Source organism: Chitinophaga sp. CF118, from assembly GCF_900112615.1.
Lineage (GTDB): Bacteria > Bacteroidota > Bacteroidia > Chitinophagales > Chitinophagaceae > Chitinophaga.
Window position 1 is genome coordinate 88075 of the sequence record NZ_FOMK01000009.1, and the last position, 19665, is coordinate 107739.

Here is a 19665-nt window from a genome sequence, read left to right on the forward strand (position 1 = left end):
TAACTGGCTTAAACGTAACAGGATTTTTATTACAGCAGTGATCGCTGTAGATAACATTGTTGCATACCTTTGATAATACGGGCTACGTCTTCCTTTGGCTTGCCAATTTTTCTTTCCAGACGCACAAACAGTTCTAGTTCCTTACCACTTTCGAAAATCAGATCTTCATCTGAAAGTTGTGTGAAGCGTTGCTTCAGCAGGTTTTTTAGTACTGACCACTGATACCCTCGGATGTTCATAGACTGATTATTTAGTTGTTATTCAATTGTTTATCCCGAATTAATTGCAGCGGTTAAACATCACGGCTGGATTAGATATTACTCAACATCTATGCCATCAGACAGCCGACGATAGTATGCTAACGGCTGTGATTCATCGTCTGTAATTCTTTGCAGTAAAGGATCTTGGAGTAAAATGTTTAGCAAGGCTATGTAAAATAGACATGAAAAACGATGAAGTTTAAGAGAAACTCAAAAATGCAATCTATTGCACCTGACTCTTCTGCTTCTGCTTGTGGAGCATGCGGGACATCAATTAGAATGTTTTGTTGCGCAATCTGTGGAGGCTATTACTCAGTAATTCTATGTAATGTACTATTGGCTGGCATTTCCAGCATGGAATAAACTTTGCAAAGTATATTCTGACTATTAACCGAAGCATTTTACTAATTAAAACGGAAACATATGCTACATGATAAATCATCTGGTAAGCACAAAGAATCCGAAGAGTATAATCAGAAACTGCAGAAACAGGTTAAGATCTTAAAAACAGATCAAGCAGGTAATGGTCGTAATCCTCTTCATGGAAATCTTTCGGGAAAACCGGAAGATGAGAATAAAGCAGTGCGAAATCAGATCTCAAAAAGAAAAGACTAAAATATTACCATTTATATATTGAATAACGCTCAATATTATTTGGAATGTTCTTCTTTAATGTTGTGGTGTATAGCAGGCCGTCCCATTCATGGGATGGTTTTCTTTTTAACTACTATGGTCTGCAATAATTTTCCAGGCTTTTCCGATTTTCTTAATGAGAAGGGAGAAATGACCTTCCAGGTCACCGGCACTACGTTGTAAATGCCATTTGCCTACTACAAAATATACCTGTGCAGATAATGGCCTGATCTCCAGTAAATTAAAATTCAGTTTGCCCATTGCGGTGGTGTCCGGGTAGGATTTCTTATACCCATCCAATGTGGCCTGCCATCCATATGTAGGTCCGCGCTTACCAATAAATATAAGGGAATCTGACTGCCAATATGTTTGCATAAATGTTTCGAGATTACCCTTGTTCCAGCTATCCGTCTGTTGCTGTAAAAGTGCTTTAATGGCCGCCTCGGGCTGTTGTGCCCGCAGGACTGTTACCGGAGCGACCAACAGGATAAGATACAAGACAAAACGCATGTTAATTTTTAGTAAAAGATAAACAGTTTTTGCGATGTAAGGCAACATGATTATACTACCTTTGCAAAAATCTACGACTTATGCCCGGATATGAATTTTTTGGACCGGAAGAACGAAAAGAGGTAAATGATGTGCTGGAAACCGGAATTTTTATGCGCTATGGCTTTGACGGCCCACGTAAAGGCATCTGGAAAGCGAAAGAGCTTGAACAGGCTATATCAGAGAAACTGAACGTTTCTTATACGCACCTGGTGTCCAGCGGTACTTCAGCCCTTACTACTGCAATGGCGGCATTGGGTATCGGGGCGGGTGATGAAGTGATTATGCCCACCTTCACCTTTGTGGCCAGCTTTGAATGTATTTTTTCTGTTGGTGCTACACCTGTGCTGGTAGATGTGGACGATACACTGACCCTGGACCCTAAGGCGGTGGAAGCAGCTATCACACCTCGTACCAAAGCTATCATGCCCGTTCATATGTGCGGTGCCATGGCAGATCTGGATGCATTAAAAGCGATCTGCGACAAACACAATCTGATATTGCTGGAAGATGCCTGCCAGTCATTCGGTGCTTCTTATAAAGGCAAAGCATTGGGAACGATCGGGCATGCTGGTGCATTCTCTTTTGACTTTGTAAAAACGATAACCTGTGCCGAAGGTGGAGCCATCGTTACAAATGATCCTGATGTATATACCAAATGTGATGCTTATGCAGATCATGGACATGATCACCTTGGTGTAGATCGTGGAGCAGATCTGCATCCTTATATAGGATACAACTACCGTATTTCCGAACTGCACGCGGCGGTGGGCCTTGCCCAGGTACGCAAGCTGGATACCTTCCTGGAAATACAGCGCAAAACAAAGAAGATTTTCAAAGATGCATTGGCTACCATACCAGAAGTGAGCTTCCGCCGTTTACCGGATCCATCCGGCGACAGTGCTACCTTTCTTGGCTTTTTCCTTCCGGAAGAAGGTCAGGCACGGGCTGCTGCTGCTGCTATGAAAGCTGCCGGCCTGGCTGCTTTCTACTGGTTTGATAACAACTGGCATTATATCCGCAACTGGGAGCACTTTAAGCAAAGCTCTGTAATGAGCCGGTTTGCTCCAGGATTGCAACAGGCAATGGAACTGTATAAAGTAAAACAATTCCCAGTGTCTGATGCCCTGATGAGCCGTTGTATCTGCACTCCCATCAACCTGGGATGGAGTGAAGAAGAAGTGAAACAGCGTGCAGAGAAATTGGTGAATGCAATAAAGAGTGCTTTATAATCCAATCATGAAAAAGATAGCCTTAATTCCTGCCCGTTATGGAGCTACCCGTTTTCCGGGTAAACTCATGGCAAAACTGGGAGGCAAATCAGTGATTCTGCGTACGTATGAAAGCACTGTGAACACAGGAGTATTTGATGAAGTGATGGTGGTATGTGACAGTGATATCATTTACAACGAAATTGTAAATAATGGCGGTAAAGCTGTTATGAGCAAAAAGGAGCACGAATGTGGAACAGACCGTATTGCAGAGGCCATTGCCGACAGAACTGATATCGACATTGTTGTGAATGTACAGGGGGATGAACCTTTTACCCAAAAGGAACCGCTGGAAAAACTGTTACAGGTATTTGAAGGTGAAGCTGGTAAGAAAGTAGAGGTGGCATCCCTAATGCAGGAGCTGAAAGACTGGAAAGCCATTGAAGACCCTAACTATGTGAAGGTGGCTGTGGATAAACAGTTTAATGCGCTTTTCTTTTCCCGTTCAGTAATTCCTTATCCACGCGATAAGTCAGTACCTACTATCTACTACGAACATATCGGTATCTATGCTTTTCGCAGACAAACCTTACTGGACTTTACCCAAATGCCGGTAAGTCCGCTGGAAGCTGCAGAAAAGATTGAATGCCTGCGTTATCTCGAAAACGGAATTCCGTTGAAGATGGTGGTAACAGAATATATGGGGGTGGAAATTGATACTCCGGAAGATTTGCTGAAAGCGGAGAAATTACTTTAGTAAATAACTTAATTGGCTAAGATGAAATTCAGGAATTTTAAGATGGTCGACTATGTGGTATTTGGCCGCGGCGCATTTGACCAGTTAGATGAAATATTGGAACCGCAACGTAAAGGCGATGCGCCCATGATATACTTTGTAGATCATTTTTTCCAGGATAAGCCAGCCTTTGCGGCCCGCATACCGGCAAAGGGGAAAGATAAGATTGTATATATCGATGTAACTGATGAGCCGAAGACAAAATATGTGGATAAAGTTCGTGATGAACTGAAAGCGGAATTTGGAGAGGTAAGTGGTATCATTGGTATTGGTGGTGGTTCTGTGATGGATATGGCGAAAGCAGTGGCATTGATGATGACCAATCCTGGTTCCTCTGCGGACTATCAGGGCTGGGACCTGGTGAAGTTTCCAGGTGTATATAAAGCAGGGATTCCCACCATTTCCGGTACTGGAGCGGAAGTAAGCCGTACCTGTGTACTGACTGGCCCCACCCGTAAATTGGGTATGAATTCAGACTTTACTCCTTTCGACCAGATAGTACTGGATCCTGAGTTAATAAAAGGTGTACCAACTAACCAGTTGTTCTACACTGCGATGGACTGCTACATTCACTGTATTGAGTCGCTGACAGGTACTTATCTGAATGCCTTCAGCCGCTCTTATGGAGAAGAATCCCTTCGTTTGTGTCAGGAGATTTTCCTGGAGAAAGAAAAATGGGATGATGATGCGGATGAAAAACTGATGATGGCTTCTTACGCTGGTGGTATGAGTATAGCTTATTCTCAGGTAGGCGTGGCACATGCGGTAAGTTATGGTTTGGCCTATTTATTAGGAACCAAACATGGTATTGGTAATTGCATTGTGTTTGATAAGCTGGAAGAATTTTATCCTGATGGGGTAAAGGAATTCAAGCAGATGGTGAAGAAGCACAACATTGACATTCCGCAGAACATTACCAAGGGGCTGACAGATGAGCAGTTTAACATCATGATAGATGTATCTCTGGGAATGGCTCCGTTATGGGAGAATGCGCTGGGTAAAGACTGGAAACAGCAGATGCCCCGTGAACGCCTGCGTGCTTTATACGAACAACTATAATAGTAAATCTGATAAAAAATTAAAAGAGGTGCATCATACTTTTGATGCACCTCTTTTAATTTTGAGACCTCCTGAAAAAAAATGTTCTGTTTAAGCGATCTTCAAACCCTTTATTATTGGATACCCACTCTTTTACATTCAGCTAAAACTTTATCCGCATATTTACAAAACGTCGCATGACTTGCAGACGATGGTTATTATAAATGAACATCAGGTAAAAGGAAGCAAGTAAAGTCACAGCAGCTGTAGCGTAAAATGTTATTGGAAAATACTGAGCATCATTATGATAGATGAAGACAGAGATATAAGCCCCTAATCCAATACCAGCTTCCATGGCAATATACATAGATGCCAGTGCACGGCCCTTATAGAGAGGATTCCCAAGGTCTACGGTCCATGCCGTGATAGCAGGAGAATTAAGGCCTACAGAAATTCCATATATCACTGCTGCCGTGAACATCATGGCTGGTGTGGTGGCAATGGCCAGAATGAATACCCCGAAAGCCATGGTAAGTGTAGAAATCTTTAATATCGGTAACCGTCCGTATTTGTCGGAGACTTTCCCTGCCAGCAATCGTATACCAATAGAACTCGCTGTGAAGAATGCATAAAACAGCCCTTTATTCTGAATGCCCAGATGGGCACTGAAATCCGGGATGATTGTAAACAGAACGCCATAACTGAGGTAAGTCAGAAAAGTAATAATTACCGGCGCAAGTACCAACGGTTCAAATATTTCATTCTTTGAAATCTTTAAAGTCGAAAGGCGGAAACCCTGCTTATTCTGCAAGGTTTCTTTCATGCCACCCACCAGTATAACTACCGATAGTAGTGCAAATACTGCTGATACCTGGAACATAATTGTAATACCCCAGTGAGGAGTAATATATCCTCCAATAGCAGGGCCAAGAGCCATTCCGATGGTACTGAATAATCCTACCATTCCCATAGCTTCCGCCCGTCGGGTGGAGGGAACAATATCTGATATGTATGCGGCTGTACCGGTAGGTTTGAATCCGGTAGAAAAGCCATGAAAAAAGCGTAAAAGCAGAAAGGCCGCCACACTGCCCACTAATGGGTATAGGAGACTGCAGATCACGCATACAACGGAACCAAAGATCATTACAGGTACCCTGCCAATTGTATCAGTGAGTTTTCCGCTGAAAGGGCGGGATAATCCGGCCATCAGGGTAAAAAGAGCAAGGATATATCCTTTGTATTGTGCTCCTCCCATATTACTCAGGTAATCTGGCAGGTCTGGCAGCAACATATTAAAACTGGCAGAAAAAAGGGCGTTGCTAAGGCATAGCATGATAAAGTGGAAGGAGTAAATTCTTCCCGGCAACTTATCCATAATGCAAAGTTAATTATAAACAACACATGCTCAGTACATTGAATGTGTGAATTTGTTTGTGTAACAGGAGGTCAGGCTGGTATATTCAGGATTAACAGATGGCAGATTTGACTGAGATATGCTTTAGTGTTTTCGGGGAGAGCTCTGGTCGACTGCCGGGATAGAGCAAAGATTAACCAGGAATTGACCAGGAATTAACGAGGCAAGGGAGAATAAAAAAAGCTGTTCTACATTGTAGAACAGCCAGATAATATCTTAATAAGGTAATAATTAGCGTTTTGCGTATTTCACAGCTGCAAACAGGAACATAGCAGCAAACAGGACAATAACACCAATAGTAAGATAATGAGCGATCTTATCTCCTGTTCTGTAAAAATCTGTAACCTCTACATTATTAACGATTGAAAGCAACATAAAAAGACGTTTAGTGATCTGCTGTGCAAGTTAGCGCATTCCGTTTAAAAATCCCAACACCACAATGTTATTAGTATGCAGTGAGTTGCTGTATATATTGATGCAGACGTGTTTTGGCGAGAAAATTTTTCTCCAATGATGCAGCAAACGGGATAGGAGTATCCAGACTGGCACATCGCATAACGGGAGCATCCAGTAGATGGAAGCAGTGTTCTGCTATCCAGGCTGCAATTTCTCCCCCTAAGCCGCCGGTCAGTGTATCTTCGTGAAGAATCAGCACCTTGCCGGTTTGGGCCACTGCAAACTGTATTGCCGCATAGTCCAGTGGCAGCAGGGTACGAAGATCCAGAATATGAAGGGAGATATCAGGATGCTGCTGTGCATATTCCAATGCCCAGTGTACACCACTCCCGTAGGTGATAATGCTGATATCCTCACCAGCCTGCACTAGTTTCGCTTTGCCTATCTCTATGGTATATAATCCATCCGGTACCGGACCATTGATACTTCTATAAAGCGCTTTATGCTCAAAGTAAAGTACTGGGTTGGGGTCTGCAAACGCCGCCAGTAAAAGACCTTTGGCATCTTCAGGTGTGGAAGGATATACGACTTTCAGTCCGGGAGTATGCGTAAACCAGGCCTCATTGCTTTGGGAATGAAATGGACCTGCGCCTACTCCTGCACCTGTGGGAAGGCGGATCACCACATCCGCAGCCTGTCCCCAACGGTAATGAATTTTGGCAAGGTTGTTCACAATCTGGTTAAATCCGCAGGTAACAAAATCTGCAAACTGCATTTCCACCATGCTTTTGAACCCTTTTACCGACAAACCTAAAGCTGTGCCGATAATGGCGCTTTCACAGAGTGGCGTATTACGCACTCTGGCTTTCCCAAACAGCTCAACAAATCCTTCAGTGATTTTAAAAGCACCGCCATATTCCGCTATATCCTGTCCCATTAATACCAGATTTGGATATTTATCCATGGCCAGATGCAGGGCATCTGAGATGGCATTGATAAAGCGTTTTTCTCTGATAGCTCCGGATATATCGGGTTGTTCTTCGGGCAGGGGGGCATAAACGTCCGCCAGTTCTATGGTTGTATCTGCGTGGATTACGGTTTCCGTCAATGCCGCTGTTATATCAGCATCTATTTCGTGTTTCAAAGCTTCCCGGATAGTGCTGATCCGTTTTGGATCCAGCAGCTCCAGGTATTGGAGGAAATCTTCAAAATGATGAATCGGATCTTGTTTCGCCCATTCTTCCAACAAAGCAGGAGGGACATACTTTGTGCCGCTGGCTTCTTCATGGCCCCGCATCCGGAAGGTGACGGCTTCTATCAGCACGGGTTGCTGTTCCTGGAGGGCATGTTTTTTCGCTTCCCTGACAGCATGATAAACCTCCAGCAGATTGTTGCCATCGATACGCATTCCCCGCATACCATATCCTGCGGCTCGCTGCACCAGCTGTTCACAGCGATACTGTTCTTCTACGGGGGTACTTAGGCCATACCCATTGTTCTCTATCATGAAAATCACAGGAAGATCCCATACAGCAGCCACATTGAGGGCTTCATGAAATTCTCCTTCACTGGTGCCCCCTTCTCCGGTAAAAGCAAGAGACACTTTGTTTTCACCTTTCAGCTTATGTGCCAGGGCGATGCCGTCTGCCACGGAAAGCTGAGGCCCCAGGTGTGAAATCATGCCACAGATATGATGCTGCTGGCTACCGAAATGAAAAGAACGCTCACGGCCTTTACTAAAGCCCAGGGGGCTTCCCTGCCATTGGTGGAAGAGTTGTTGCAGCGGCATTTTGCGAGCTGTGAATACTCCCAGGTTACGATGCAGCGGCAGGATCCACTCATCCGCATCCAGAGCAAGTGTTGCGCCCACAGCAATGGCTTCCTGGCCGATGCCGGAAAACCATTTACTTACCTTTCCCTGGCGCAGTAGTAAGAGCATTTTCTCTTCTACCAGCCGGGGGAACAGTAGTGCTTTGTAAAAGTTCAGCAGCTGTTCATCACTGATATGTGTGCGGTCAAAGTACATGGTATTTAAACTCAGTCGTTAGTCCCCGCAATGCTCTCCATTATATAACTAACCAGTGACAATACAAGGCTGAAAACCAGGGCCCAGAAAAAGCCATCTACCTTAAAGCCGGAGACTAGTTTTGATGCCAGTAAAATAATGATCGCATTAATTACGAACAGAAAAAGCCCCAGCGTAATAATAGTTACTGGAAGCGTAAGAATTATCAGGATCGGTTTTATCAGGAAATTCAAGAGAGATAGTACCAGGGCCAGGATAATGGCTGTGGCAAAATCTTTGATTCTGACTCCGGGTAACAGATATGCGGTAACCATTGCAGCCAATGCGGTAACCAGCATGCGGATTATAAAATTCATGGCGACAAATTTAAGTGGAAGGTACTGATTTGGTATTATACCAGCTTAAAGAAAGTCATCGCCATCGCGGTAAGCTTTAATAAGGGCTAATTCTCCTTCTTTTCCCGGGTTGGCATTTCCATGTTCCATACCGAGTACGCCCTTGAATCCCTTGGCATGAACGTGTTTAAAAATGTTCTTATAGTTGATTTCTCCCGAAGTGGGTTCTTTCCGTCCTGGATTATCACCGATCTGGAGGTAGGCGATTTCACTCCAGCACAGATCCATATTAGGAATCAGGTTGCCGCTATTGCGTTGCATATGATAAATGTCGTACAGGATTTTCACACTTGGGCTATTTACTGCTTTACATACCATATAGCTTTGTTCTGCTGTGCGAAGGAACAGATCCGGATTATCACTGAGAGGTTCCAATACCATGATCAGGCCCTGTGGTTCCAGTATTTGTGCACCCAGTCGCAGTGCCTCTATTACATTTGCCGTTTGAATACCTATCGGGAGGTTTCTTTCAAAATAGCCGGGCACGAAAGTGGCCCATTTTGCATTACAACGTTTAGCGGTTTCGAGTGACTTGCGGCAGGTGTTTACAAAGTTATCTTTGAACTCCTGCTTGCCGGTAGTAAGAGATACTTTCCAGTTATCACCTCCATCAATTACAAATACGCCCATATGCATGCCCAACTTGGCGAGCAGGTTGCCAATCTTTTCTTGTTCTGCCACATCGCGCTTCATCATCCCGTTATCTTCAAGAGCACGGAAGCCTTGATCGTACATAAACTTTATCTGGTCCAGAATATTCGCACCGGCATGGTTTTTAAACATACCATCGTGCGGGGCATAATTCAAATTAAATGTTTTCCCATCTGCAGCTGTAAGAGGTTGATTGCTTTTTGCCGCTGCGGTAACACTGCCGAAGGCCAGCGTAGAAAGCCCTGCGAGAGAGCCTTGTTGGAGGAATTGTCTTCTTTCCATAACGTTAACAAGTTAATTGCATGAACACTAAAAGTAGTGGCTTTTATGCGTAAATGCAATACGTTAAAAACGGTAAAACAGGGTTGTTTAAACATTCATGTAAAAAACGTTGCATCCCAAAAATTGATTTAATAAATTCACTGGTATTATATCACAATGATTGTTATGAAAAACAGACTTTTGGCGTTGTCGCTGGGAAGCATGCTTACAGGTACAGCTTTTGGACAGGGCGCTGCCAATCAACCATTTGCAGCTTACGAAGAAAAATTGCCGGGAACGGCTTTAACATTTAAAATGATGCCCATTCCGGCAGGAGAGTTCTCCATGGGCAGCCCGGCCGGAGAAAAAGGCAGGGGTGAAGATGAAGGACCACAGAAAAAAATAAAGATTGCAGCTTTCTGGATGGGGGCTCATGAGGTTACATTTGACGAATATGATATTTATGCAGATGCGGAAAAGGATAAAACACCTGTTCCTGATGGGATGACGCGCCCTAGTCCACCATATATAGATCTTACATTGGGAATGGGTAAATTGGGAGGTTTTCCTGCCAATAGTATGAGCCAGTATGGAGCATTGATGTATTGCCGCTGGCTATATGCAAAAACCGGTGTGTTTTACCGCCTGCCCACAGAGGCCGAATGGGAATATGCCTGCAGGGCGGGAGCTGTTACCGCTTATCCTTTTGGGAATGATGCGGCACAATTAAAAGACTATGCCTGGTATGCTGCAAACAGTGAGAATAAATATCATAAAGTAGGAGAGTTGCGACCTAACGCCTGGGGGCTATATGATATGCTGGGAAATGTGGCAGAATGGACCCTTGATCAGTATGACCCAAAATTCCTGGAAAGTGCAACAGCTGTGGACCCCTGGAATAAACCTACCACCAAAACGCCGCGTACCATAAAAGGAGGAAATTATCAGGATGATGCAACACATCTGCGTAGTGCCAGTCGTCTGAAATCTAATACTGACTGGAACCGGCGTGATCCACAAATCCCTAAAAGTAAATGGTGGAATGCAGATTCACCATTTATCGGATTTAGAATCATCCGACCTGTACTGCAGCCTACAAAGGAAGAAGTGGAGCAGTTTTTTGCAGATGTAGTTGATAAATATCTGGGTGCGAGATAAAAGCATGAGTATAATGCTACCTACTAAACCACGAAAATTAAAAATGTTACAGGTATATATCCCACAATTAACAATTAAACACACATTCTATCATGCAAGAAGAACAAAACGAATTCCACTCAAACAGCAGGCGTGACTTCGTAAAACAATCGTCTATGCTGGCCGGCGGCTTGCTGGCAATGCCTATGTTATCCCAGGCCAACTTCTTTTCCGGTGCAGATACTATTATCAAAATAGCGCTCATTGGTTGCGGTGGCCGTGGTACCGGCGCTGCGGTACAAGCATTAAGGACTAAACAGAATGTACAACTGGTAGCAATGGCTGATGCTTTTGCAGACAGGCTGAATAGTAGTTATGAAAGTATTAAGGAAGAGCTGGGAGAAAATGCCAGCCGGGTAAATGTAAAGGAAGAACATAAGTTCATTGGCTTCGATGCTTACCAGAAAGCCATTGCACTGGCAGATGTGGTGATTCTGGCTACTCCGCCGGGCTTCCGTCCAATCCATTTTGAAGAAGCGGTAAAGCAGGGTAAACATATTTTCATGGAAAAACCGGTGGCGACAGACCCTGCCGGGATTAAAAGAGTATTGGATGCCGCAGAAATAGCGAAATCAAAGAAGCTGAATGTGGTGGTAGGATTACAGCGCCGCTACCAGACATCTTACCGCGAATTATTCAAACGGTTCAATGATGGCATAATCGGTAATCTTTTATCTATACAGGTATGGTGGAATCAGGGGGCACTGTGGGTAAAGCCAAGACTACCACAGTATACGGAAATGGAATACCAGATGCGTAACTGGTATTACTTTAACTGGTTGTGCGGAGATCATATCGTAGAGCAGCATATTCATAATATAGATGTGGGTAACTGGTTCATGAAAGACTATCCTGTAACAGCATCCGGAATGGGGGGCCGTGCTATACGTACGGGTAAAGAGGCAGGGGAAATCTATGATCACCATTATGTGGAATACCGCTATGGCAATGGGGTGGTGATGAACAGCCAATGTCGCCACTGGAAAGATAGTACCAGTCGTGTAGATGAAGAACTGGTGGGAACAAAAGGACGCATTATCTGCGATAGGGGATTGATCCAGGACCATAAAGGAAAAGTGCTTTTCCAGTTTGATAAGAAAACGGAAAACCAGCCTTACCAGGCAGAACACGATGAATTATTTGCTGCTATAGCAAAAGGTGAATATAAATTCTGGGATGCGGAACGGGCTGCCAAAACTACGCTAACAGCTATTATTGGCCGACTGGCAACATACTCCGGACAAGTAATCCCATTTGATAAGGCTCTTAATTCCGGCTTGAACCTGCAACCAACAACGTATGCATTTAATGCAAACCCTCCGGTAATGCCAGATGCTGATGGTAATTATCCACATGCAAAACCGGGTATTACACGTTATTTTAGTTAAGGCTTAATATATGGTACCGTATTTCAACAGACTCTGATACAATTTATATTTTACAAGCTAAATTGGAGTATTCAATTTTGTTGCATTCAACAGGCTCCGGAACAATAAGCGCAATATTTTTTGCTACATTCAATGGGCCTTGATATAAGGAGTATCGTGTAGGTTAAATACAGCATATCCAATCTTATTATATTTGAATCAGCTCCCGATCAGGAGTTGGTTCAAATATAATAAGTAACCATCAGCCCATTTTATAATGAAAGAAGGAGTATGAAAAGATTTGTCTTATTGTGTAGTGTTTTGCTTTGTCTGCAACCTGGTGCTTTAGCCCAGTTTAAGGATATTCAAAAATGGGCAGAAACGGAATTGCTGAATAGTGTTGCTTTACGGCAGGCACATACCGGGATATGCATCTACGAACCGGCTACCGGTAAGTATTGGTACCGCTATCAGGACGACAGATATTTCACTCCGGCATCCAACACGAAAATCTTTTCATTGTATACCGGGTTACGTTTCCTGGGAGATTCTTTGCCAGCGCTCCGTTACCTCAATACAGACTCTGTATTATATGTAAAGGGTACAGGAGATCCTTCTTTCCTACATCCCGATTACACTCTGCAACCAGCTTTTCAGTTATTACAACAAACAGGTAAACGAATTGAAGTGGTTCCAGTGGTAAATGAGAACAAACGGTTTGGTTCCGGATGGGCATGGAGTGATTATGCAGATTATTATCAGCCGGAATTAAGCGAATGGCCGGTATATGGAAATGTTGCCCATATCAGGCATCATGGGGATACCAATCAGATAACACCAAAAATGTTTAATGATGCAGCGCATTTTTCTTACCAGCAGAATGATACACTGAAGGAGTTATTGGGAGTAAGAGAGGAATTAAGCAACCGGTTTAATGTATCATTCAATAGCCGTAACAAAAATTTACAAGAGACAGAAGTGCCTTTCATTACCGGTAACACGCAGGATCTGGCCATACGCTTACAGGATACCCTCCACCGGTCTGTCACGGTTGCTCCTGATAAAAAAATCACCGGCTTTACGATGTTAAACAGTATTCCGGTTGATTCGCTCTTTACACCTATGATGAACCGTAGTGATAACTTCTTTGCTGAACAGACATTGATGATGTGTGCCTCCCGTTTATGGGATACAATCAGTACCTCCCGGATGATAGAATTTATGGAACAGACTTACCTGTCTAAACTCCCTGATACTCCGCGATGGGTAGATGGTTCCGGTCTCTCCCGTTATAACCTGTTCACGCCGCGCGACTTCGTAAGTGTATTGACAGACATGTATAAAACATACGATACTGCAAGACTGTACAGCATCTTTCCAACAGGAGGAAAAGGAACCCTTAAAAATTACTATAAACAACAGTTTGTACACGCCAAAACAGGCACCTTATCTGGTTGTGTTGCATTAAGCGGATACCTTATAACCCGTAAAAAGAAAACGCTGGTATTCAGTGTACTTGTGAATAACCACAATAACAGTGCAAGCAATGTAAGAAGAACAGTAGAAAGTTTCCTGACGCAAATCTGGGAGCAATATTAATAATTAGCAAAGATTATACAGGTTGAAAAGCAGTATAATGGGGTATATGGAGTGACTTTTGGGTTTGGGCGTACGTAAAACATACATTGGAGAATGATTGAACACTTATTTGTGATCAAAGATTGTCCAACGAATGTCCAACGAATGTCTAACGTGCGTTCAACATATAGACTCACTCCCAATTCCCCCAAACGTTCATTCCCATTTGTGAATTCCGTACATGCAGTCATTTAAACATTTCTCAAGTGCCATATTTTTCTTGATTGTCAGTATGTTCTTGATTATCAAATGTTTAGTTTTTTATGGAGTGCAAACCACCAATGTAGGAGTAATTATGCCATTATTGGCGTTGATAGTGGTCATTGTGCTAATACTTGCAGTTGTATCTGTAGCTGTTAGTACAACATCTGTGGAAGAACTATTGCAACGCAGTATGGTTGATTTAAAATGCCCCTTAGTTACAGCCGCTTTATAATATAGGCCATCAACGAGCATGTTTACAATTCCCCCTTGTACAGGTTCATTCGCGCAGTTATTTGCTATCCCATCTATCATCAGCGTATTATCAGATGGTAGTGTAATGGTAAGGGCATTAATACTACTGGCGGCAGCAAAAGGGCCGGTTTCCTGGTGGTAGAATATATCCCTGCAGGGATCTGTAAGTGTGAAAATGAGTTGGGCATTGACAGGTACTTTACCGGTAAACCTGCCGGCAGCATCTGTATAACTGTAAACGGGTATGAAATCAAGCTTTCTCAGAATTGTTACCTGCATGTTTGGCACAGGTGCATTGTGCTGATCAATAATTGTTGTTCTCAGGCTTACCAGATCGTAGGGAACGGCATAATGCCAGAAGCCGGTACTTTTTATAGTGGCTATGTAAGTATCCCCCTGTTTTGTGGCTGTGCCTTTTTCCTCCCAATAACCGGAAGTAATATTAAAAAACCATAAAGGAATCTGGGCAGGTGCGCTGCCTTGCAGGGGACCGGGAATGACTATCTGTAGAGTAGTAGGGTTGTTATTATCCAGATGGAGGATTTCCCCATTCTGACCGGATAGTTCCAGTGTAAACATCCCATAAGACCACAACCCTTTCTGGATATTCTCCCATGTAATGCCCCGCAGGTCGCCGGCCATCAGGTCAGCAAAATGATCATCTGCCGGATTGAGATATCTGAAGTTAACGTCTACAATCCCATTATAAAGCGTACTATCTTTCAGGAGCACAGCATTAGGGGGTATTGTTAATTTACCATACGGCAGGCTCACTATACCACCGTTGGCGCCACTGAAGGTAGCCGCTACTTCACGTTCGTGCAGCATGATCTGCACATAATGAAGGTCGTTTTCGTTCACTATCAACGTACGGATCCCTGTAAGATATTGGTTCTTTGAAACAATTACCACAGCGGCATCCTTATTAACACTTACTTTTTCCAGTAAAAAAGTACCATTCACGCTGGTGGTTGTAGTTTTCCCTCCACATACAACAGTTGCACCTTTCAGCGGTAACAGATGCTGGTCCAGCACGCGGCCCTGTACACTTGTTTGAACTGTTTCTATTACGGGGGCACCTATTTCGCCTGACTTATTTTTCTGACATGCCCATATGGTAAATGCTGGCACAGCAAACAAAAAAACACGTGATAATCTTAACAATTTCATTCTGCGGGATAATTTTGGGGGGTAATGAAGTTGTTGTAAATGTAGGACATAAAAGATTGATTAACAAAGAGAAACGGGATCAGTAACCCCTGGCTACTGATCCCGTTTCAGATAAGACGGTGTATAAAACTAAATGGCAGATTCATCCCTGGTTGCGTGTACGTTTTACAAAGTATAAAACACAATGTCCGGGCTCCATCTCTTGCAATTTGTACGGGTATAAAAAAAACATTTTACAAAGTATAACTAAACACCCAGGCTCCATCCCTGCCGATAGGTACGTTTTACAAACTGATTTGCATCATCAAAGTTGGTTACTTTCATATTCGGACCATCCCACAGCAGTTTGATATAACGTCCGGGATAAGAAGTTTTGCCTTCTTTTTCCTTGCGGATATCATAACTTCTGATAGCCAGATTCGCCATGAGCAGACTTTCTGTAAGCGGACCCGCAATAGAGAACGGAGAACTGATCAGCTTATTTTTCGGACTGTTATATCCGGCAATCGCAGCATTCACCCACTGAACATAATGTCCTTCCGGCACACGTTCAATCGTTTTAGCAATATTCACTTCCTTTGTACGACTGGTAGGTAGCAGAGTAGGATTCATACCATAGGTGCCACACATCATTTTACCTTTTGTACCAATAAGGATGGCACCGTTACCGCCATCACCCATTATTTCATTAGGTCCCAGTTCTTCCGGACGTTCAGGCTGGATACCGCCATCCATCCAGTGGAACGTTACTTCTTTTCCATTCTTACCGGCAAACTTTAGGATCACGTGAGAAGATGGAGGACAGCTTTCAGGGAAATAGCCGCGTTTAAATTCATCCACATATACACTACCCACGCTACACTCAACAGATGTAGGGTAGCCCAGTCCCAGGATTCGGAAAGGCGGTTCTATAATATGGCATCCCATATCGCCCAATGCACCGGTACCATAATCCCACCAGCCGCGCCAGTTGAAAGGCACCAGTTTATTAATGTAATCTTTGTAAGGTGCTGTACCCAGCCACAGATCCCAGTCCAGTTCTTTCGGCACTTCTGCTTTCATGGATGACCAGGGAATACCCTGTGGCCATACGGGACGATCTGTCCAGCAATACACCGTATGTACATCACCGATAGTACCGGCATTATACCATTCCATCATCTGGCGTACCCCGTCTCCTGAAGCGCCCTGGTTGCCCATTTGGGTAACCACGTTGTAACGTTTTGCCGCCGCAGATAACATACGGGCCTCGTAAATATCATGCGTAAGCGGTTTCTGTACATACACATGTTTGCCTAATTGCATGGCTGCCATCGCGGCAACAGCATGCTGATGGTCTGGAGTGGATACAGTTACAGCATCAATATTTTTGTGCTCTTTATCCAGCATTTCCCTGAAATCCTTATAAAATTTTGCTTTAGGGAAACGGGCCACAGAAGCTGCAGCACGACGGGAATCCACATCACAGAGATATGCAATGTCTGAAGGGCCTTTTGCAATTTCTGAAAGATCGCTTTCTCCTTTACCTCCTACACCAATACCGGCTACGCGTAAACGATCACTCGGTGCGATGAAGCCTTTACCTCCTAATACATGACGTGGAACGATCATAAATCCGGCAGCGGTTAAGGCTCCGTTCTTTAAAAATGATCTGCGGGAGACATGACTTCCCTGGTTATTTTTTTCCTGGACCATAGTAACAATAGATTTACCGATTATTATAAAAGAAAAGTGTGTTGTAAAGATGGATTAATCCCATGTCATCAGCTTGCCCCGGTCTTCTACTTTCAGACATTCTGCCAGCATCTTTTCGTCATATGCCAGTCCATATTGTTTTAAAACATCGGCAGGTACACCATCCCATTCATTAGGTGTGTTACCCATGTAGCCGAGATCTTTAATTCCTATTTTACTGGTGAAGAAAGCATTGGCTGTAAAGTCTCTCATCAGGCTAAAGAAAGCCACGCCCTGACTCATTTCCGGAGTCGCTTTTTCAGGATAGGCAATCTGGTCTATCAACGCCAGTTGCTGCTGACTGCTGCAATCAGTAAAACCGTTGTTATACAGCCGGGTACTGTGAATGTCCAGCCATCGCAGGCCACCACGCATTGGCGTTTTATATTTAGGCATGTCTTTTACGATGAATTCAATGAACTCCGGCACATTAGCTTCCGAAGCACTGCCGGAATGCTCATCTGCCGGAATGATAATATCTGCGAGTACAGTAATTGTTTTCATTTCTGCCGGCGTAAAAAACTTTTCACTTTCCAGTGCGGCATCCCGTTTTTTCTCCACGTCAGTTCGTCCATACACAGGCGCTTTAACGCCTTCACCTACTTCTTTAGATTTCTTAGGATCACAGCCGGTAAGAAAGGCGCTAACAGATAAAGACCCGACTGCCAGGGCTCTGAGGGTTTCTCTTCTATCCATTGTTAAAGATTTTGTTTTTTAAACTCATTCATAATGTATTCTGAAGCACGTATAGACAGTGCGAGAATGGTCCAGGTAGGATTCTTGTCTGCCTGTGATACAAATGGTCCGCCATCTGCAACAAACAAATTCTTTACATCATGTGCCTGGTTGTATTTGTTTAATACGGATTTTTTAGGATCATCCCCCATGCGGGTAGTACCTACTTCATGAATAATCCTGCCTGGATTTTCCAATCCATACATGGTTTCTGCACCTGGTTTAGTTCCCAGCGCAACACCTCCCATTTCATGAATGAGTTGTTCAAAAGTATCCTGCATGTGTTTAGCCTGTTTGATTTCATGATCACTCCAGGTATAGTTGAATCGTAATACAGGAATGCCCCACTTATCCACAACACTAGGATCTATTTCACAGTAATTATCTTCACGGGCAATAGATTCGCCTCTCCCCGCAAGCCCAATAGTAGCTCCATAAAAGCGACGGTAATCATCTTTAAGAGATGCCCCGTAACCACCTGCTGATTTAAGTTTCCCGTCACGGCCGGGGTATTTGCCATTCATGTTTTCAATGGCGTTCATAAAACCATAGGAAGGCATGCGCAGGCCACCTCCAAATTCCATATGATAACCACGGGCAAAGTCCAGTTTTTTGTTATCACCCCACCACGGAATATACATGTGCATTCCTCCAACACCATCTTCATTGTAACGCTTACGGTCCATAAGATGAGGTAAGAAAGCAGCACGGGAAGAGCCGGTAGAGTCATGCAGATACTTACCCACAATACCGCTGGAATTTGCGAGTCCGTTAGGGAAGCGGGAAGATTTTGAGTTGAGCAGCAAACGAGCAGATTCTCCAGCACTGGCAGCGAGTACAATAACTTTTGCTTTCACTACATATTCTTCCAGATCTGTTTTATCAACATATGCTACACCAGTGGCTTTGCCTTCATTATCTGTCAGTACTTCCCTTGCCATTGCATTATCATACAGATCTACATGCCCGCTTTTCACAGCAGGATTTACCAGTACGGAAGAAGAGGAGAAGTCTGCATATACGGAACAACCACGCCCACACTGTCCACAATAGAAACAGGGGCTACGGTCTTTATTTACAGAACGGGTAAGCATGGACATCCGCGCCGGTATTACCGGTATTTTCAATTTATCGCCCGCCTTTTTTATCATGAGTTCATGGAGCCTGGGTTTGGGAGGAGGCAGGAAATAGCCATCCGGTTCGTTGGGCATTCCTTCTTTTGTTCCAAATACTCCAATCATTTTATCTACACGATCATAGAAGGGGGCTACTTCTTCATAACTTATTGGCCAGTCATCCCCCAAGCCATCATAACTTTTGTGTTTAAAGTCGCGGGGACCAAAACGTAATGAGATCCGTCCCCAGTGATTGGTACGCCCACCCACCATACGTGAGCGGAACCAATCGAATTTCGTACCCTGTTTGGTAGTGTAAGGTTCCCCTTCAATTTCCCATCCGCCGTAGGCTGCATCAAAATCCCCAAATGGGCGTGTAGTACTGGCGCCGCGCCGGGGTGATTCATATGGCCATTTCAGTTGGGTCATCTGTTCGGGATTGGCGGGATCATATTTGGGTCCCGCTTCCAGGAGTGCAATCTTTAAACCAGCCTCTGATAAAATCTTTGCTGCCATACCACCACCTGCTCCGGAGCCAACAATACATACGTCATACACCGGTCCTTTTTGCTTAATCTGAAATGCCATATCGTGGATTATTTGAGTGAACTTTAAGTGTCTTT

18 protein-coding genes are annotated in these 19665 nt (G+C 43.9%); 7 read left to right on the plus strand and 11 right to left on the minus strand.

Annotated elements, in window-relative coordinates:
- Positions 1-29 precede the first annotated feature (29 nt).
- Positions 30-239 carry a hypothetical protein gene (locus BM176_RS25710; RefSeq protein ID WP_090107222.1) on the minus strand — a complete coding sequence of 70 codons (210 nt, stop codon included), beginning with the start codon at positions 237-239 and terminating at the stop codon, positions 30-32.
- A 444-nt stretch (positions 240-683) separates the two neighbouring features.
- Between BM176_RS25710 and BM176_RS25715 the strand changes: the two genes are divergently transcribed.
- Entirely contained in the window at positions 684-875 is a 192-nt protein-coding gene (locus BM176_RS25715; RefSeq protein ID WP_090107223.1) for a hypothetical protein, read from the plus strand.
- Positions 876-980: 105 nt separating this feature from the next.
- Here the strand turns inward: BM176_RS25715 and BM176_RS25720 are convergent, their stop codons facing one another.
- Positions 981-1403, minus strand: a complete 423-nt coding sequence (locus BM176_RS25720) for a YybH family protein (protein WP_090107419.1) — start codon at positions 1401-1403, stop codon at positions 981-983.
- 80 nt (positions 1404-1483) lie between these two features.
- On the opposite strand from BM176_RS25720, the gene BM176_RS25725 reads away from it, so the two are divergent.
- From BM176_RS25725 to BM176_RS25735, 3 genes are read left to right on the plus strand one after another with little or no spacing between them, the layout of a single operon-like run.
- Positions 1484-2674 (plus strand): DegT/DnrJ/EryC1/StrS family aminotransferase, encoded by a 1191-nt coding sequence (locus tag BM176_RS25725; RefSeq protein ID WP_090107224.1) that lies wholly within the window; start codon positions 1484-1486, stop codon positions 2672-2674.
- Between the two features lie 7 nt (positions 2675-2681).
- Positions 2682-3410 (plus strand): 3-deoxy-manno-octulosonate cytidylyltransferase, encoded by a 729-nt coding sequence (kdsB, locus tag BM176_RS25730; RefSeq protein WP_090107225.1) that lies wholly within the window; start codon positions 2682-2684, stop codon positions 3408-3410.
- 21 nt (positions 3411-3431) lie between these two features.
- Positions 3432-4508, plus strand: a complete 1077-nt coding sequence (locus BM176_RS25735; protein ID WP_090107226.1) for an iron-containing alcohol dehydrogenase family protein — start codon at positions 3432-3434, stop codon at positions 4506-4508.
- Between the two features lie 142 nt (positions 4509-4650).
- Here BM176_RS25735 and BM176_RS25740 read toward each other — a convergent pair whose 3' ends face one another.
- From BM176_RS25740 to BM176_RS25755, 5 genes are all read right to left on the minus strand, one after another.
- The gene (locus tag BM176_RS25740) at positions 4651-5862 is read right to left on the minus strand and encodes an MFS transporter (RefSeq protein WP_090107227.1); all 1212 of its coding nucleotides are present in this window, start codon (positions 5860-5862) and stop codon (positions 4651-4653) included.
- A 270-nt stretch (positions 5863-6132) separates the two neighbouring features.
- Positions 6133-6276, minus strand: coding sequence for a hypothetical protein (locus BM176_RS32595; RefSeq protein ID WP_177230546.1), 144 nt, complete (start codon positions 6274-6276; stop codon positions 6133-6135).
- A 70-nt stretch (positions 6277-6346) separates the two neighbouring features.
- Positions 6347-8323 carry an alpha-ketoacid dehydrogenase subunit alpha/beta gene (locus BM176_RS25745; protein WP_090107228.1) on the minus strand — a complete coding sequence of 659 codons (1977 nt, stop codon included), beginning with the start codon at positions 8321-8323 and terminating at the stop codon, positions 6347-6349.
- Positions 8324-8334: 11 nt separating this feature from the next.
- The gene (locus tag BM176_RS25750; protein ID WP_090107229.1) at positions 8335-8679 is read right to left on the minus strand and encodes a phage holin family protein; all 345 of its coding nucleotides are present in this window, start codon (positions 8677-8679) and stop codon (positions 8335-8337) included.
- A gap of 45 nt (positions 8680-8724) precedes the next feature.
- Positions 8725-9651 (minus strand): hydroxypyruvate isomerase family protein, encoded by a 927-nt coding sequence (locus tag BM176_RS25755; protein WP_090107230.1) that lies wholly within the window; start codon positions 9649-9651, stop codon positions 8725-8727.
- A 165-nt stretch (positions 9652-9816) separates the two neighbouring features.
- Here BM176_RS25755 and BM176_RS25760 point away from each other — a divergent pair, with 165 nt between their 5' ends.
- The 3 genes from BM176_RS25760 (at position 9817) to BM176_RS25770 (ending at position 13793) form a co-directional block, all read left to right on the plus strand.
- Entirely contained in the window at positions 9817-10788 is a 972-nt protein-coding gene (locus BM176_RS25760) for a formylglycine-generating enzyme family protein (RefSeq protein WP_090107420.1), read from the plus strand.
- 92 nt (positions 10789-10880) lie between these two features.
- A complete protein-coding gene (locus BM176_RS25765; RefSeq protein ID WP_090107231.1) occupies positions 10881-12215 on the plus strand; it encodes a Gfo/Idh/MocA family protein in 1335 nt (444 codons plus the stop codon).
- 270 nt (positions 12216-12485) lie between these two features.
- Entirely contained in the window at positions 12486-13793 is a 1308-nt protein-coding gene (locus tag BM176_RS25770) for a D-alanyl-D-alanine carboxypeptidase/D-alanyl-D-alanine-endopeptidase (protein WP_090107232.1), read from the plus strand.
- A gap of 300 nt (positions 13794-14093) precedes the next feature.
- Here the strand turns inward: BM176_RS25770 and BM176_RS25775 are convergent, their stop codons facing one another.
- The 4 genes from BM176_RS25775 to BM176_RS25790 all read right to left on the minus strand — a co-directional run bounded on the left by BM176_RS25775 (position 14094) and on the right by BM176_RS25790 (position 19630).
- A complete protein-coding gene (locus BM176_RS25775) occupies positions 14094-15458 on the minus strand; it encodes a hypothetical protein (protein ID WP_090107233.1) in 1365 nt (454 codons plus the stop codon).
- A gap of 246 nt (positions 15459-15704) precedes the next feature.
- Positions 15705-17153 carry a Gfo/Idh/MocA family protein gene (locus tag BM176_RS25780; RefSeq protein WP_090107234.1) on the minus strand — a complete coding sequence of 483 codons (1449 nt, stop codon included), beginning with the start codon at positions 17151-17153 and terminating at the stop codon, positions 15705-15707.
- A gap of 54 nt (positions 17154-17207) precedes the next feature.
- Positions 17208-17888: a gluconate 2-dehydrogenase subunit 3 family protein gene (locus BM176_RS25785; RefSeq protein WP_090107235.1), complete on the minus strand. Its 681-nt coding sequence runs from the start codon at positions 17886-17888 to the stop codon at positions 17208-17210.
- A 2-nt stretch (positions 17889-17890) separates the two neighbouring features.
- Positions 17891-19630 (minus strand): GMC family oxidoreductase, encoded by a 1740-nt coding sequence (locus BM176_RS25790; RefSeq protein ID WP_090107236.1) that lies wholly within the window; start codon positions 19628-19630, stop codon positions 17891-17893.
- Positions 19631-19665: the final 35 nt, after the last annotated feature.

Bases quoted from the DNA above. Each gene is read 5' to 3' on its own strand.
- BM176_RS25710 (WP_090107222.1), bottom strand. From the start codon at position 239: ATGAACATCCGAGGGTATCAGTGGTCAGTACTAAAAAACCTGCTGAAG.
- BM176_RS25715 (WP_090107223.1), top strand. From the start codon at position 684: ATGCTACATGATAAATCATCTGGTAAGCACAAAGAATCCGAAGAGTAT.
- BM176_RS25720 (WP_090107419.1), bottom strand. From the start codon at position 1,403: ATGCGTTTTGTCTTGTATCTTATCCTGTTGGTCGCTCCGGTAACAGTC.
- BM176_RS25725 (WP_090107224.1), top strand. From the start codon at position 1,484: ATGCCCGGATATGAATTTTTTGGACCGGAAGAACGAAAAGAGGTAAAT.
- kdsB (WP_090107225.1), top strand. From the start codon at position 2,682: ATGAAAAAGATAGCCTTAATTCCTGCCCGTTATGGAGCTACCCGTTTT.
- BM176_RS25735 (WP_090107226.1), top strand. From the start codon at position 3,432: ATGAAATTCAGGAATTTTAAGATGGTCGACTATGTGGTATTTGGCCGC.
- BM176_RS25740 (WP_090107227.1), bottom strand. From the start codon at position 5,862: ATGGATAAGTTGCCGGGAAGAATTTACTCCTTCCACTTTATCATGCTA.
- BM176_RS32595 (WP_177230546.1), bottom strand. From the start codon at position 6,276: ATGTTGCTTTCAATCGTTAATAATGTAGAGGTTACAGATTTTTACAGA.
- BM176_RS25745 (WP_090107228.1), bottom strand. From the start codon at position 8,323: ATGTACTTTGACCGCACACATATCAGTGATGAACAGCTGCTGAACTTT.
- BM176_RS25750 (WP_090107229.1), bottom strand. From the start codon at position 8,679: ATGAATTTTATAATCCGCATGCTGGTTACCGCATTGGCTGCAATGGTT.
- BM176_RS25755 (WP_090107230.1), bottom strand. From the start codon at position 9,651: ATGGAAAGAAGACAATTCCTCCAACAAGGCTCTCTCGCAGGGCTTTCT.
- BM176_RS25760 (WP_090107420.1), top strand. From the start codon at position 9,817: ATGAAAAACAGACTTTTGGCGTTGTCGCTGGGAAGCATGCTTACAGGT.
- BM176_RS25765 (WP_090107231.1), top strand. From the start codon at position 10,881: ATGCAAGAAGAACAAAACGAATTCCACTCAAACAGCAGGCGTGACTTC.
- BM176_RS25770 (WP_090107232.1), top strand. From the start codon at position 12,486: ATGAAAAGATTTGTCTTATTGTGTAGTGTTTTGCTTTGTCTGCAACCT.
- BM176_RS25775 (WP_090107233.1), bottom strand. From the start codon at position 15,458: ATGAAATTGTTAAGATTATCACGTGTTTTTTTGTTTGCTGTGCCAGCA.
- BM176_RS25780 (WP_090107234.1), bottom strand. From the start codon at position 17,153: ATGGTCCAGGAAAAAAATAACCAGGGAAGTCATGTCTCCCGCAGATCA.
- BM176_RS25785 (WP_090107235.1), bottom strand. From the start codon at position 17,888: ATGGATAGAAGAGAAACCCTCAGAGCCCTGGCAGTCGGGTCTTTATCT.
- BM176_RS25790 (WP_090107236.1), bottom strand. From the start codon at position 19,630: ATGGCATTTCAGATTAAGCAAAAAGGACCGGTGTATGACGTATGTATT.